Annotated in this window: 11 protein-coding genes; 3 read left to right on the forward strand and 8 right to left on the reverse strand. The window is 65.9% G+C overall.

All coding sequences use genetic code 11. The annotated features are described in order from the left end of the window. Window positions 1–26 precede the first annotated feature (26 nt). From NU1_RS07220 to NU1_RS07230, 3 genes are all read right to left on the reverse strand, one after another. The gene (locus NU1_RS07220) at window positions 27–3,290 is read right to left on the reverse strand and encodes an arabinosyltransferase domain-containing protein (protein ID WP_084521054.1); all 3,264 of its coding nucleotides are present in this window, start codon (window positions 3,288–3,290) and stop codon (window positions 27–29) included. A gap of 137 nt (window positions 3,291–3,427) precedes the next feature. Further along, entirely contained in the window at window positions 3,428–3,931 is a 504-nt protein-coding gene (locus NU1_RS07225; RefSeq protein ID WP_067518727.1) for a WKL family lipoprotein, read from the reverse strand. 181 nt (window positions 3,932–4,112) lie between these two features. After that, window positions 4,113–5,438: a DNA polymerase IV gene (locus NU1_RS07230; RefSeq protein ID WP_245719982.1), complete on the reverse strand. Its 1,326-nt coding sequence runs from the start codon at window positions 5,436–5,438 to the stop codon at window positions 4,113–4,115. A gap of 278 nt (window positions 5,439–5,716) precedes the next feature. Between NU1_RS07230 and NU1_RS07235 the strand changes: the two genes are divergently transcribed. After that, window positions 5,717–6,592, forward strand: coding sequence for a UTP--glucose-1-phosphate uridylyltransferase (locus NU1_RS07235; RefSeq protein ID WP_067518648.1), 876 nt, complete (start codon window positions 5,717–5,719; stop codon window positions 6,590–6,592). 114 nt (window positions 6,593–6,706) lie between these two features. Here NU1_RS07235 and NU1_RS07240 read toward each other — a convergent pair whose 3' ends face one another. After that, window positions 6,707–7,234 carry a C40 family peptidase gene (locus tag NU1_RS07240; protein ID WP_067518649.1) on the reverse strand — a complete coding sequence of 176 codons (528 nt, stop codon included), beginning with the start codon at window positions 7,232–7,234 and terminating at the stop codon, window positions 6,707–6,709. 244 nt (window positions 7,235–7,478) lie between these two features. Here NU1_RS07240 and NU1_RS07245 point away from each other — a divergent pair, with 244 nt between their 5' ends. Continuing rightward, window positions 7,479–8,549 carry an alpha/beta hydrolase gene (locus tag NU1_RS07245; protein ID WP_245719980.1) on the forward strand — a complete coding sequence of 357 codons (1,071 nt, stop codon included), beginning with the start codon at window positions 7,479–7,481 and terminating at the stop codon, window positions 8,547–8,549. Here the strand turns inward: NU1_RS07245 and NU1_RS07250 are convergent. Then, window positions 8,497–9,075, reverse strand: a complete 579-nt coding sequence (locus tag NU1_RS07250) for a TetR/AcrR family transcriptional regulator (protein WP_067518652.1) — start codon at window positions 9,073–9,075, stop codon at window positions 8,497–8,499. The two genes, NU1_RS07245 and NU1_RS07250, sit on opposite strands and share 53 nt — an antisense overlap. Before the next feature lie 76 nt (window positions 9,076–9,151). On the opposite strand from NU1_RS07250, the gene NU1_RS07255 reads away from it, so the two are divergent. Further along, window positions 9,152–9,565 (forward strand): organic hydroperoxide resistance protein, encoded by a 414-nt coding sequence (locus tag NU1_RS07255; protein ID WP_067518729.1) that lies wholly within the window; start codon window positions 9,152–9,154, stop codon window positions 9,563–9,565. 3 nt (window positions 9,566–9,568) lie between these two features. Here the strand turns inward: NU1_RS07255 and NU1_RS07260 are convergent, their stop codons facing one another. The 3 genes from NU1_RS07260 to ileS all read right to left on the reverse strand — a co-directional run bounded on the left by NU1_RS07260 (window position 9,569) and on the right by ileS (window position 15,487). Next, window positions 9,569–10,375 (reverse strand): PLAT/LH2 domain-containing protein, encoded by an 807-nt coding sequence (locus NU1_RS07260; RefSeq protein WP_157552028.1) that lies wholly within the window; start codon window positions 10,373–10,375, stop codon window positions 9,569–9,571. A gap of 260 nt (window positions 10,376–10,635) precedes the next feature. Further along, complete coding sequence (locus tag NU1_RS07265; RefSeq protein WP_067518656.1) at window positions 10,636–11,976, reverse strand: MFS transporter; 1,341 nt, start codon at window positions 11,974–11,976, stop codon at window positions 10,636–10,638. Between the two features lie 274 nt (window positions 11,977–12,250). Then, entirely contained in the window at window positions 12,251–15,487 is a 3,237-nt protein-coding gene (gene ileS, locus NU1_RS07270) for an isoleucine--tRNA ligase (protein WP_084521058.1), read from the reverse strand. Window positions 15,488–15,638 lie beyond the last annotated feature (151 nt).

Raw genomic sequence — 15,638 nt, forward strand, 5'->3', positions numbered from 1 at the left:
GAAACGGGTGCGCGACGCGGTCGGAACTACCGCTGCCAGCCCGCGGTATTGATGGGACCGGGACTCCACATCCCGGAATGGGTTTCGGAGGTGATGACCGGCTTCGCGGTGACGGCGGAATCGTCGCGGCGGGTGAACCGCTGCAATTCGCCCCAGTCGTTGTCCCAGTCGTCCTTCAGATAGGTGGCGACGGTCTCCGGACGCAGCAGCATGGAGGTCCAGCCGAGCGGTCCGCCACTGTCGTGGTTCTGCCAGCGGTTGGTAATGAGCGCGCCACCGCGATCGGGCAGAATGCGGTACTCCGGAACCTCCGCGATGCCGGAGCGGTGATCGAACGGCCGCTGGCACGGGAACTGCAGTCCGACCGCCCAGTCCAGCAGTACCGGCACCTCACAGCCGACCTCGTCGAGCAGCGTGCGGGTCTGCGGCATCCGCGGCGGCGTCAGAGCCACCCACTGCCGGGGGTCCTGGCTGCGGTCGGTGGCGACCAGTCGGATCACCGTGGCATCGACCGGAATATCGGTGAAGGGCACGCGCAGGTTGCGCCAGGTGGGCGCGGGACCGATATCGATCGGCGTCACCCGACCGACGGGTGTCACGACACCGGCGGAATCGGCTGTACCGTACTCGATTTCGACCGACTGGCCGGGCTTGACCACACCGTCGGCATCGACCGACCGGATACGACCGGCCGCGGTCACGGCGATAATGCCGGACCGGTCGCCCGGATTCGGCAGCTCGTACCAGCCGGTGGTCAGCGTCGCGACCGGCTCACCGGTGCCATCGGTGCCGAGCACCGGTGTGGTAGCCGGATTCAGACCGAACGGCAGTGCGGCCGTAGTGGTTCCGGACTCGTCCTCGCCGGACTCCGTGGTCTTGAGTGTTTCGGTGATTCCGCTGGTATCGACCTCGTCGTCGGAACTCAGATTGTTGGAGACACCGCCGGGAACGAAGCCGTTCGCGTCCGCGGCGAAGGTGGTGAAGGCGTCACCGCTCAGGGGGTTCAGCATGCCCGCATTGGGATCGGTCTCCACCAGCACTTCTCGTGCCAGGCCGCCGGGATTGCCGGTCACCGCGTTGATATTCGACTTGGCCAGCGAGAACGCCGGATACTGGGCGACCGCGCCCTTGGCCAGCGATGCCACCTGGAACAGCACCAGCAGCGCGGCGGCCAAGGTCAGTGGCGGCAGCACGATCAGCCGCCACAGCGGGCGTGGAATACGGTGCGGCGTACCGGGTTCCGGTGCGCGCATATGGAACCATCCGGCCAGTGCCAGCAGTAGCAGCGCCGCGAGCAGGAATACCTTGTTCAGGCCGATTCCGGCGAGCACCACCGGTTTGTCGTTCCACGAGATCGAGTAGTTCGACACATACCACCAGCCATTGATGCTGGAGAAGACGAGAGCCAGCGCGAAGGCCACGATCGCCGCGAAGAGCGCACGGTTGCGCGGGGACCGCAGGACGCGCGGACCGACCGCGACGGCGGCGACCACCGCGACCGCACCGGCCAATCCCGCGTACACGCCATTGTGGTGCGTCCACTTGGTGGGCGTGGTCATCATCAGCAGCATGACGCCGATGCAGCTGCCGAGCAGGCGTCGCACGGGCCCGGCCGCCACGAACGGAATGCGACCGCCCCGGCGCAACAGCACGAACGCGCTGACCGCCAGACCGATCCACAGCATGAATATGCCGAATCGGCGGCCCACCGAACCGTCGATGGTCGGCATCAGCAGGTACTGGTAGCGAATGTATTCGTCGTGCCACGCCACATTGGGACCGACGAATTCGTGCACCCGTCGCATCTCGAACATGGCCGAGAGCGTCTGGTCGGCGAACATGACCGCCAGTACTACGGCTCCGGCGGCGGCGATCGGCATGAGCAGGGCCGGATAGGAGATGAACGGCTTGCCCATGACGCGTGCCCGAGCATCGACAATCCGCCAGATCGGCCGAATTCCGGCCAGCAGCGGTGCGAAACAGATGAGGCCCGACGGACCGACGGTGACCGACAACGCGCCGATCGCACAGGCCACCGCGTACGGCAGCAGCCGCCGCGTGGCAATGGCCCGTTCCACCGAGCACCAGGTCAGCAGCACACCGAGCGCCACCATCGGCTCGGGGCGCAGTCCGTTGTTATAGGGCAGCCAGACGGCCAGGAAGCCGAGCGCGCCGGTCCACACCGCGATGCGGTCGCGGCGAATCCAGGCGCCCAGCCGCGGAATCACCTCACGGCTGATCACCAGCCACGACACGATTCCGGCGAGCAGCGCGGGCAGTCGCATCCACGGGCTGGCGGTGGACAGCAGCGACATCTGTCCGAGCAGGTCGTAATACGGAGTGCCGACCGGGTTCTCGGGGACGCCGAAGTAGGCGAAGTAGTTGGCCATATATCCCGCACCGATGGAGGTGCGGGCCATACCCATCTGATAACCGTCATCGGAGGTGGTGGCACCGATGAAATGCCACAGCACCAGCGTGCCGATCACCACGCCGTCGACCGGGGTGAGCGCCCACCACCGCCGCGGCAGGAAGTGCCGCTCGTGCCGGCGGTCACCGCGGTCCAAGCGGTACAGGGCGACCAGCGCGATCACGGTCGCGGCCAGAGCCAGCCAGATCGCCACCCGCTTGAGCGGACTCGGATGCGAGGAGAAGCGGCTGTCCACCTCCACGGTGACGGTGGTGCCGTCGGCCACGGCGAGATCGCTGAAAATACCGACTATTTGCGGTCGGTAGTCGCCGGAGAGGGTCACCGGCTCGCTATCGGAGCCGGTGAGAGTCGCGGTGGCCCCGGTCATTCCGGCGTGCACACTGAACGCGCATCCGGCGCCGAGCTGATCGACCGGCACGCTCACCAGCGACTGGTCGCGCAGCACCGCTTCGAGGCGACCCGGCGTGACCACCCCGTCGTCGGCCGTGGTCGCCGCGGTCACCCGCGCCTGGAATCCGTACCGCCACAGATCGGGAGCGCCGGGCGGTGCGGTCGCCACCAGATTCCCACCGGTCGGGGCCAACTGCTCGATCGCCGCACAGGGAATCTCGGCATCGAAGGTCACCGGCGCGTAGGACACCAGCGGCGCTTCCACACTGCGCGCCGTTTCCCCTTGCGGCCAGTTCAGTGTGGTCGCGTCGACGGCTACCGGCAGCAGCGGTACCGCCAGCGCCGAGAGCACCGCGATCACACCCGCGATCAGGGCGACCGGGCGTGCCCAGCCTCCCGACCGACCGTTGGTCGACGATTCCGCTCTATCGGCGGAATCGGCGTCCGCTCGCACCAACACATCGGTCACGGGGGCCGATGTTATCGAACGATTTTCAAATCAGCCGATCGCGGCGGTCGAAACGGGAATAAAGCCCGGCGGCGACGACGGAAAAACGAACGGGTCCGGCGTCCCCTCCGAGGGAACACCGGACCCGTCGGGTCGAACTAGACGCAGGCCGGAGAAGTCTGGTTGGCCAGCTGGAGCATGTTGCAGATCCACTCCTTCTGTACCTTCCACTTGCCGTCCTCGGCCACGAACGGCACCTGGGCCACCTGCGGCTCGCCGCCGGCGACCGCCACCGTGGCGTCGGCGGTAATCGTGCCGTCGCCCAGATCGGTCACACCGGTGACGGTAATGACAGCGTTGTTCTGCTGGACCGCCTCGACGAGAGCCGTGGGCAGGTTCGGGTCGGCCTCCACGCCCTGCATCAGCGCGAGCTTCTCCTCATTGGGCACGTTCGGATCCAAGCCCCGCTGGAGCTCGGCATTCAGATCGTCCACGGTCGGAACCGGCGGCAGGTCCTGGGCGGCGGTGGTGGCCGCCGCCTGGGAGGTGGTGGTCTTGGCGGGCTTTTCTGTCTTGTCACCACTGCCACACGCCGACAGTCCGAGTGCGGCCACGACAGCCACAGTGGCGACCGCGATACGTCCAGTCTTCTGAAGCTTCAACTGCTCGTCCTTTACGTTCGAGTAGGTCCGTTCGTCCATGCGGCAACGACCACCCGACGGCGACGCTGCACGAGGTGTCAGGCTAACAGTGCGGTGCCCCGAAAGATGTTCTCGAACCCGCGAACAGGGCACTTTCAGACTGAATCCACAGAGTTTCTACACGTTCCCGCCATACCGGACATCAGCGCAGACTTCCCATGGGATCCGCGCTGGACAGGTCCGGATCTCCGGCCGCGAATGTGCGTGCCGGACCCGCTCCGGTGGAACGGGTCTCGAATCGCACGGTCACCACACCGTGGCCGGCACCCTGCACCCAACCGTGCCCGAATTCACGATGCTCGACATCCAAACCGGGATACCAGGTTTGGGTCGTATAGGAGCGGGTGGCGGGCGGGACCACCGGATCCGGACCCGCGGCGAGCCCCAGTGTCGGCTCATCGGAGACGGCTTCGTCGGTTTCGACGACGCGATCGAGTTCCGGGAACAGCGATTCCTGTCGAATCTCCGACAGCCCAGCGAAACTCACGCCGACGAGTCGGATCGCACCCAATTCGGCCGGGTCGATGGCCGAGCGCTGCGCGGCGGCGGTCAGGGTGCCCAGGTCCTCGGTGGCGTACGGCAGCGTGGACGAGCGGGTCACGACGGACATATCGGTCCGTTTGAGTTTCAGCACCACCGTGCGCGCGGCCCGGCCGTCGGTAATGAGCCGCCGGTGCGCGGCGGCCGCCATGGCCTCGATGGCGGGCCGCAATTGCGCGAGATTCACGATATCGGTCTCGTAGGTCGTTTCGGCGCTGATCTGTTTGGCCTCGGCACGTTCGGCGACCGGCCGATCGTCGATACCGCGTGCCAACCGGTGCAGGGCCACGCCGATACTGCCGCCGAGCAGCGAGGCGGCCTCCGATTCCGGCAGCGCCGCCAACGCGCCTACTGTCTCGATTCCCAGTGTGCGCAAACGGCTTTCGGCCACCGGACCGATACCCCACAGGCTGCGGACCGGTAGCGCGGCCAGCATGGCATGCTGTTCGAGAGGTGAAACCACCCGCACCCCATCGGGTTTCGCCAATCCGGAGGCGATCTTGGCGAGCTGTTTACCGGTACCGGCACCAACCGAGGCCACCAGTCCGGTGCGCTCGCGCACCAGCGCCCGCAGCTCCTCACAGAATTCGAGCACCCGCTCGGCGGTGGCCCCGGCCAGTTCCGCCGGTTCGCCGAACGCCTCGTCGAAGGACAGGGTCTCGAGCACCGGAATACGGGAGCGCAGCGCCTCGAAGACCTGGCCGCTCAGCTCCGAGTACACCGCTCCGCGCGGTAGCACCACGACCGCGGACCCGCCGACCAGGCGGCGGGCCATATGCATGGGCATGGCCGAACGTGCCCCGTACACCCGAGCCTCATAGCTGGCTCCGGCGACCACGCCGCGTCCGCCCATGCCACCGACCAGTACCGGGCGACCACGCAGGGTGGGCCGGGTGAGCTGTTCGACCGAGGCGAAGAAGGCGTCCATATCTATGTGCAGCACCCAGCGGCGGCTGGCGGTGGCGGCGGGGGCCGGGTCGACAGTGATGCCGTGGGTGCGCTGGTCGTCGGCCAGGAGTTCGCTGCCGATCATCCGAGCATCCTGGGCAACCATCCAAGACGGTCCCGCCGTCACGTCGGCCGCCGTATCACCCCACTGACCAGGCGCTATCTGCCCGGCACCGGAATCGGCGGAGGATGTCATGACGGAAAATCTACGCCCGCCTACCGACAGGTAGGCACGCGCGGATGTGTGATGATCGGGTTATGACGATTCGCAAGGCCGTTATCCCCGCCGCAGGCATCGGCTCTCGCCTGCTGCCACTGACCAAGGCAATCCCCAAGGAGATGCTGCCGGTCGGGGACAAGCCGGTAATCGAGCACACGGTTCGCGAGCTGGTCGCGTCCGGCATCACCGATATCACCATTGTCGTCAGTGCCGGAAAGTCCTTGATCCAGGATCACTTCCGCCCGAATCCCGCCCTGGTGGCCCAGCTGCGCGCCGATGGCAAGCAGGCGTACGCCGATGCGGTGGAGGAGGTCTACGAACTAGGCCGCCAAGGCCACATCACCTACCTGGACCAGCACGGCCCGTACGGCAATGGCACACCCGTCCTCAATGCCGCCCGGACCCTGGGCGACGAGGCCATGCTGGTGCTGTGGCCCGACGACGTCTTCGTCGCCGAGGTGCCGCGCGCCCAGCAGCTCATCGACGCCTACGAGAAGACCGACGCCCCGGTGCTGGCGCTCATGCCCATGGACCCGGCCGAATCCCAGCGCTACGGCGTCCCGGTGGTCGAGCAGGAGCTCGATAACGGGCTCATGCGGATCAGCGGCCTCAAGGAGAAGCCCAAACCCGCCGACGCGCCGTCCTCCTTCGCCGCCATCGGCGGGTATGTGGTGACACCCGGGATTGTCGCGGAACTGCGCCGCCAGGTCGACAATTGGTACACTCATCGCACCGGTGAGGTGTACCTGACCGATGCCATCAATATCTTCGCCGCCACGAATCCGGTGTACGGCCAGGTGATTCGCGGGCGCTGGTACGACACCGGCAATCCGGCCGACTACCTGGTGGCCCAGTTCGCCTCCGCCCTCAACCACCCCGAGTACGGACCACTGCTGCGCGGGCTCTGCGAGTAGGGGAAGCCCAACTCTCGGGGGCTCTCAGGGCCGATGAAATCCACTGAACTACAGGGATTTACACAGCGATAGCCTGCGGCGGTAACGGCAGAACAAGACGTGCCGGACACCGAATCAGTAGAAGCGGCGAACGTCGAAGATCTCGAACTCCGACAGGGGCGACAGGCCCACCGGAACGCCGGGCGAGTGCGCATTGAGCACCTGCCCACCTCCGGCATAGATTCCGACATGTGAGGCGTCCTCATTGAGGATGATCACGTCACCGGGCTGCAACGCCCCCAGGGGAACCCAGAGGCCGACATCGGACTGCTGCCAGGTGGTGCGCGGCATATCGATGCCGACGCTGCGGTACGCCCATTGCACCAGGCCGGAACAGTCCCAGGCGTCGGGGCCGGTGCCACCCCACAGGTAGGGCTTTCCGATCTGCGTCGAGGCCAATCCCAGTGCCGCCATGGCACGGGGGCTCGCTACCGGCAGTTGGGCCGAGCCGGAGGCGGAACCGCTCGCACTGCCGGAAGCGGATCCGGAGGCGGCGCTACCGGTATCCGCGTGGGCGATACCCGCCCAACCGGTTCCGGTCAGTAGCAGGGTCAATGCGGCCGAGGCGGCCCGGGTCATGCGGTGGATCGGCTTTCGTTTCACGTGCTCGCCCTTCGGTCAGCACTGCAACGATCATTTGCCACGCATTAACTGTTCTTCTGTTGTAGCTCAAAAATCCAGGTAGCGGTCGAACCGAGCCACAGGCGTGTCCTGAGATGCCGGTCACAAATCGACGTCTGGACACCCCATGAAAATCGGGGCATTAGTACCATTTCGACGTTCCCGTCGGGGGTCCACCGCGTCCACTACCGCATGTCCATACCGCCCAGCTATCACAGGGGCCCTGTTGACTCCTCGAGCACGGGTGCGAGCGCTATTGCTCGCGCCGATCGTCGCTTTCGCCTGCACACTGCCCGTCACCGCGGGTCCGGCCACGGCGGGACCGCCTCCCGATCCGGTCACCGGCTCCGGAACCCTGGTCTCCACACCGGTTTCGGAGAACGGCTCGAAAATCTCCGCATATGAGATCGTCGATGCCCGCACACTGAAGATCACCGTCCGGTCCGCCGCCATGAGCCGCGAGGTCGTGGTCGTGGTGCAGCGCCCCGCCGATACCTCCGAGCCACGACCGGTGCTGTACCTACTCAATGGCGCTGGGGGCGGCCAGGATACGGCCACCTGGCGGCGCAATACCGATGCCACCCAGTTCTTCGCCGATAAAGATGTGAATGTGGTGCAGCTGATCGGCGGCGGCTTCACCTATTACACCGATTGGCGCGCACCGGATCCCGTACTCGGAACCAATATGTGGCGCACCTTCCTCACCGAGGAGCTGCCGCCGATTGTCGATGGCGCGCTGGGTACCAATGGAATTCGCGCCATCGCCGGAATGAGCATGTCCGGTACCTCGGTCTTGCAGCTGCCGATCGCCGCCCCGGGCCTGTACCGGGCGGTCGCCGCCTACAGCGGCTGTGCGCGCATCAGCGACCGAATCGGCCAGCAGTTCGTGAAATTGGTGGTCGCGGCCGGTGGTGGCGATGCCGAGAATATGTACGGCCCGCCCGAGGATCCGATGTGGGCCGCCAATGATCCGTACGTCAATGCCGACGGCCTGCGCGGACTGGAGCTGTACCTGTTCAACGGCACCGGCCTACCCGGTCCGCGGGACACCCCGGGCGAAGTCCGCAGTCTCGGCCCGGCCGACGGCGGCCTCATCCAGCAGTTGGTGTTCGGCGGCATTATCGAGGCGGCCACCGACTGGTGCACCCGCAGCCTGGTCGCCAAGCTCGGCGAACTCGATATCCCGGTAACCGCAGATTTGCTACAAACTGGCACGCACTCCTGGGGCTACTGGGAGGACGCGCTCAAGAAGTCGTGGCCGGTGCTGGCGCGGGGCCTGGAGCTACCCGAGAACTGATCTGCGCCAATGCGGTTCGCACCCCGGCCCGCACGGTATCGACATCGCCCACCCCACCACTGAGGGCTACACCGTCCCGCACCAGCAGCAGGTAGTGGGCCGCGGTGTCGACATCGTCGTGTCCGGCCGCCACCAGCTGCGCGCGCATGAGATCGAGGAACCAGGCGCGATATTCGGCCACCACCGTGCGCACGGCATGCGCCGGATCGGGAAATTCGATGGCCGCGTTGAGGAATGGGCAGCCACGGAAGCCGGGACCGCAGCTCAACTCCCCCAGTGTCTCGAAAATCGCGGAGAGCCTGGCCATTCCGGCCTCGGGCGCCGCGTCCAGGCGCTCGCGCTGCCGGGCGTATTCGCGCGTCAGATATGCGACAACCAGATCGTCCTTGGTTTTGAAGTGCCGGTAGAAGGTCGCCTTGGCGATCTCGGCCTCGGCAATGATCCGGTCGATGCCCACGGTGTGGATGCCCTCGGCATAGAACAGCCGAGCGGCGGTCTCCAGCAGTCTGTCGCGGGCGGCACTCATACCCTTGACGATAACAGACAGACCTGTCTACCCTAAGCCTCGGAAGTGAACAGACAAGTCTGTCTAGGAGATGCTCATGGCACCGATGTACACCGCAGTAGCCACCTCGATCGGCCGCGACGGCCGTTCCTACAGCAACGACGGCATTCTCGACCTCGCCCTGGCCCGACCCAAGGCCATGGGCGGCGACGGCGCGGGCACCAACCCGGAACAGCTCTTCGCCGCCGGCTACTCAGCGTGTTTCGCCGGCGCCCTGCAGGTGGTCGCCAAGCGCATGAAGCTCGAGGCCGAGGAGGCGTCCGTCACCGCCGAGGTGGGGCTCAATTCCATCGACGGCGGCGGCTTCGGCCTCTCGGTGGTCCTGCGGGTCGAACTGCCCGAGCACCTGCGCAATGAATCCGGGCGCGAACTCGTCGAGGGCGCCCATCAGGTGTGCCCGTACTCCAATGCCACGCGCGGCAATATTCCGGTGGAACTGGTCGTCGAGTAGTACCTAGCCGACGCCGTTCTCCACCAGGGGGAAGGTCTGCTGTGGCGAGGTCCAGTCGAACCAGTTGTCACAGTCGGCGACCCAGCTGCGGCCCGTCTCGATATCTTCGATGCCGACCCGAAGGAGTTGCCAGCGGTCCGAGTCGACGGTCATTTCGTCGAGTCGGACCTCCACCTCGGTCGGCGGGTCGTGTTCGACATAGGTGAACGGGCCGTAGCGCAACCGCGCGCCGGTTTTCACCTTCTCGTTCGGATTGTTCAGCGCCAGCCATGTGAGATGGCAGTCGGTGGGGCCGAGCAGCCGCACCATCACGTTCGCGGTGGTGCCCGCACCGGGCTCGGTGCCGGTCTCGATGGTGATCCGATACCGCGCCGACGGGAGCCGATTCAGGGCAAAATCCCTGGTGAGTACGGTTTCTCGACTACCGGTTCGCTCCCGTCGCACACTGGCGGCGAAGCCCTGTTCGGTCTCCGCCACCGGCTCGCTCTGCCAGAGCGCATGCGTTTCGAGGTCCTCGATCTGGAACCAGTCGATTGCCGCCAGGGTCCAGGTCGAGGTCGCCGCGTCCACGCGCGCCTCGAGGGCGTTCACCTCCGCCAGCGACGTATCGAAGGCGATCTCGCCGGTCTCCTCCCGACCGAGCTCGGCGGGATCACCCGGCAGGTGCACCGCCACTTCACCGGTGCTCACCCCTGCGGTGGAGTCGCCGAGCCGTAAATAGACATTCCCGTTCGAACCCGATCTGTCCGCACCGCCGTATCTGACGGTGACGGCGAACTTCGGCCCATAGGCTGCTGCACTCGGGGACATGGTGGCCACCTCCTAAGCGTCTCTGATCAGCTTAGTGAAGCTATGCCAGACCTAGTGGCCTGGCATAGGTTCTGCCCATCGTGGTGGGGGTGTTGATCGTGTGCACGCCCTGGTGCCGGTGGGCTGCGCGGGGCAGCCGGGTCCGGTCCGTGGGTGCGTGTCCCTCCGGACGCTGATCACTAGGGAATTCGGTAAGCCTCAGAGTAGCCCGCCGATCACACGGGAAACGCCTGGCCGGTCTGGAAGGAGGTGGCGGGTGATCATGCCTTGGCGGCCACGTCGCGGGCGGGTCCCGGCACCACCGGCAGCGCGTCGGCGGTGGGCACCTCGGTTCCGCGCAGCGACGCACCCACGGTCTCCCGCAGGAATGTCCAGGCGATCAGTCCGATACCGCAGCCGAATACCATGTACAGCGCAGGAAACAGGGTCCAGCCGGTGCCCTCGATGACCGCCTCGTTCACCAGGGGCGCGGTACCACCGAAAATCGCGGTGGAGACGTTGTAGCCGAGCGCGAAACCCGCATAGCGGACATGGGTCGGGAAGATGGCGGGGAAGGTGGCGGTAATCGTCGACAGCTGCGGCAGGTACAGCAGACCCAACACAATGAAACCGACTACGGCCCATATGGTCCCGCGACCCATCAGCCAGTACATCGGAATGGCGAGCACGGCCAGGCCGACCAGGGAGACCAGCCACATCGGGCGGCGGCCGACCCGATCGGAGAGGCGACCGAAGAACGGCAGCGTCAGCATCATGATCAGCTGGCCGATCAACATCATCGCGGTGGTGGTGGATTCGCCGACGCCGATGGTGTTCTGCAGGTAGGTCGGCTGGTAGGTCAGCAGCGTGTAGTTCACGATATTGAGCGCGACCACCAGGCCGGCCAGGGTGAGCAGCTCACGCCGGTATTCGGTGACCAGCACCCGCAAACCGGTCTTCGGGTGCTCCTGGGCCTGCATCTCGGTGAATACCGCGGATTCCTCCAGCCGGGTGCGCAGGTACCAGCCGATCAGTCCGAGCGGTACGGCCAGCAGGAATGGAATACGCCAACCCCACTCGTACATGGCGTCCGAGCCCAGGGCGAGCTGACAGGTCAGCACGACGGCCGAGCCGCCGACGAAACCACCCAGGGTGCCGAATTCCAGGAAGCTACCCAGGAAGCCGCGCCGGCGATCACTGGAGGATTCCGCGAGATAGGTTGCGGCTCCGCCGTATTCGCCGCCGGTGGAGAAGCCCTGCACCACCCGCAGACCGATGAGCAGGATGGGGGCGAGCGTACCGACGGTGGCATGGCTGGGCAGCAGGCCGATGGCGCCCGTCGCGGCGGCCATGAGCAGAATTGTGGTGGCCAGTACGGCTTTTCGGCCGATGCGGTCACCGAGTGGCCCCCACACCATGCCGCCGAGCGGGCGCAGTACGAAGGAGACGGCGAAGCCGAGCATGGTGCCCAGCGCGCCCAGCGTGCCCGGGAAGAACGCGGCGGTGATGTAGGTGGCGGCGGCGGCGTAGACGCCGTAGTCGAACCATTCGGTCGCATTTCCCATGGCCGCTGCGGCCACCGAACGGGTCTGTTGTCCGGATTTCGGGTTGCGGCTCGTCATGCGCGCTCCTCTTCCCTGATCGCGAATATCGGTCGCGCACGCACAGACGGCCGCGCACACAAGAATATTGCGTACCCGGGAGGCCGATTCAGCAAACATGAGCTAACTCGCGGCACCCTCGGAAAGACTGGCGCTACCTGTGCGTTCAAGGGGTTTGTGACATGGATCGCACGGGCTCGAATGTGATGCGCAAACCAGGCGGGCAGTGGGGTTGCCGCCCGGATACGAAACGGCCGGGACGGAATAGCCGCCCCGGCCGCCTGTCACGCCTTACTCAGACCTTGGTGACCGAAACCCTTACGCCACCGACAATCTCATTGGCGTCCGCGCCCGCCGCACCGAATGTCAATGCGGTGGCGAGGATTTCACCGGCGATCAGATCGCGGTGCGTTTGCGCCCACGACAGCCGTTCGGCGGGCACCTCGAGGACCACAGCGATGCGGTCGGAGACGTCGAGTCCCTTGTTCTTTCGCGTTTCCTGCAGGTCGCGAATGAGGTCGCGCGCCCAGCCCTCGGCCTCCAGTTCCTCGGTGACCACCGAATTCAGCACCACCAGACCGGCATTGCCGGGCAGGGCGGCGGTGGAATCGGGTTCGGCGGCGACCAGGCGCTGGGTATACTCCTCGGGCAGCAGGGTGATCCCCGCGGCGCTGACCACACCATCGGCCGATTCGGTCCACTCCCCCGCCTTGACCGCCTTGATGACCGTCTGCACCTCTTTGCCGATCCGCGGACCGGCGGCGCGGGCATTGACGGCCAGTTCGAACCGGCCGTGCGCGGCCACATCGGTGGTCAGGTCGACCTTCTTGACATTGACCTCGTCGGCGATGAGATCGGCGAAGGGGCGCAGGCGTTCCGCGTCGTCGGCGGCGACGGTCACCTCGGCCAGCGGCAGGCGCACCCGCAGGTTCTGGGCCTTGCGCAGACTCAGCACCGTGGAGCACACCGTGCGCACCTCATCCATGGCGGCGACGAGTTCCGGATCATGCGGAAGACCGGCCGCTGTATTGTTTGGGCGCTCCGCAAGCTCCGCACCCGTCGGCCAGTCGGTCAGGTGCACCGAACGGCCACCGGTGAGGCCACGCCAGATCACCTCGGTGACCAGGGGCAGCAGCGGGGCGGCGAGCCGGGTGGTCACCTCCAGCACGGTGTGCAGGGTGTCGATGGCGTCGCGGTCCTCTTCCCAGAAGCGCGAACGCGACCGGCGCACATACCAATTGGTGAGCGCGTCGGCGAAGGCCCGCAATTCCTCACAGGCACCGGCGATATCGTTGACCTCGAGGGCCTCGGTCATGATGTCGCGGGTCTGCGCCAGCTTGGCCAGGATGTATCGGTCCAGGACATGCTGCGAATCCGTGCGCCAGGTACCGGGTTTCGAGGCGTAGAGCTGCAGGAAGGTCCACGCGTTCCACAGCGGGCGCAGCGCATGGCTGACACCTTCGCGGATACCGCGCTCGGTGACAATGAGGTTGCCGCCGCGCAGGATGGGCGAACTCATCAGGAACCAGCGCATGGCGTCGGAGCCGTCGCGGTCGAAGACCTCGTTGACATCCGGGTAGTTGCCCTTGGACTTGGACATCTTGAGGCCGTCTTCGCCGAGCACGATGCCGTGCGCCGCAACCGTTTTGAACGCCGGGCGATCGAAGAGTGCTGTGGCCAGCACATGCAGCGTGTAGAACCAGCCGCGGGTCTGGCCGTTGTACTCGACGATGAAGTCGCCCGGGTTGTGGCCGACCTGGCCGTTGCCGCCGTCGAACCAATCCTTGTTCTCGAACGGGTAGTGCACCTGCGCGAACGGCATGGAACCGGATTCGAACCAGCAGTCGAGGACCTCGGGGGTGCGCCGCATCATCGACTTCCCGGTCGGGTCATCGGGATTCGGGCGAACGAGGTCGTCGATCATGGGTCGGTGCAGGTCGTCGGGGCGCACGCCGAAGTCGCGCTCCAGCTCGTCCAGGGAGCCGTACACGTCGATGCGCGGGTAGGCCGGATCGTCGGAGACCCACACCGGGATCGGCGAACCCCAGTAGCGGTTGCGGCTGATATTCCAGTCGCGCGCACCCTCGAGCCACTTGCCGAACTGGCCGTCGCGGATGTGCTCGGGCACCCAGGTGATCTGCTGGTTGAGCTCCACCATGCGATCGCGGAACTTGGTGACGGCCACGAACCAGGACGGCACCGCCATATAGATGAGCGGCTGTCCGGAGCGCCAACTGTGCGGGTAGGAGTGCTCGATGGTTTCGTGCCGCAACAGTTTTCCGGCAGCCTTGAGGTCCTTGATGATGACCGGGTTGGCATCGAAGACCATGAGGCCCTCGTACGGCGGCACCATCGAGGTGAACTTGCCGCCCGCGTCCAGGGGCTGCACCAGTTCGATGCCCGCCGCGGCGGCGACATCCATATCCTCTTCACCGAAGGCGGGCGCGAGATGCACGATGCCCGTACCGGAGTCGGTGGTCACGTAGTCGGCGTTCAGCACCCGGTGCGCGCTGGGATGGCCGACGAAGAAGTCGAACGGCGGCTGGTAGCGCAGATCGGTCAGCGCCGCACCCGCGTGCTCGGAGAGCACCTCGAAGCCGTCGGCCTCCTCGCCGAGTTCACGCAGGTAGTGCGAGACCCGTTCGGCGGCAAGCAGGTACCGCTTCCCGTCCTTGCCCTTGACGTGTACGTAGGTGACATCCGGGTGTACGGCGATGGCGAGGTTCGACGGCAGTGTCCACGGTGTGGTGGTCCAGATCAGCGCATTCGCGCCATCCAGATCGCGCAGCGGATGGTCGGCCGGAACCTGGAGCACCATATCGACGGTGACCGCCGGGTCCTGGCGCATCTTGTACGCGTCGTCGAGCCGGGTCTCCTGATTCGACAACGGCGTCTGCTCGTACCAGCTGTAGGGCAGCACCCGGAAGCCCTGATAGATCAGACCCTTGTCGAACAACGCCTTGAAGGCCCACATGACCGACTCCATGAAGTCGAGATCGAGGGTCTTGTAGTCGTTGTCGAAGTCGACCCAACGGGCCTGACGGGTCACATAGTTACGCCACTCACCGGTGTAGCGAAGTACCGAAGACTTGCACGCGGCATTGAATTCCGCCAAGCCCATGGCATCGATCTGTGATTTGTCCGTGATACCGAGCTGCTTCTCCGCTTCGATTTCCGCGGGCAATCCGTGAGTATCCCAACCGAATCGTCGTTCGACCTTCTTCCCACGCATCGTTTGAAAGCGCGGGATCAAATCCTTGACGTAACCGGTGAGCAGATGACCGTAATGCGGCAAACCATTGGCGAAGGGGGGTCCGTCATAGAAGACGAATTCGTCTGCATCGGAACGGTTCTCGATGCTGGCGCGGAAGGTGTCGTCGGCGGCCCAGTAGTCCAGGACGCGTTGTTCCAGGTCAGGGAACGACAGCCCCACGGCGGGCCGTGAATTGGGCTCAGTGCTGGTTTGCCCCAACTCGACGCGGGGATACGCGTTTCGGGTGGCTGTGCTGTTTACAGGCGCCTCGTCCGCCATCGCGGGCTCCGTCTCCTCGTGCCATCACATGTGGGCACGGGGACGACCCGAGCGCGTCTTGCGCTCGCACCGCGGTACCACCCCGCTTGTCCGGCCACTCCCCCCTGGTATCGGGGAGGACAGAACCTCTCATAGTGAGCTGTGACGGGCT

It is taken from the genome of Nocardia uniformis NBRC 13702, from assembly GCF_001613345.1.
Classification (GTDB): domain Bacteria; phylum Actinomycetota; class Actinomycetes; order Mycobacteriales; family Mycobacteriaceae; genus Nocardia; species Nocardia uniformis.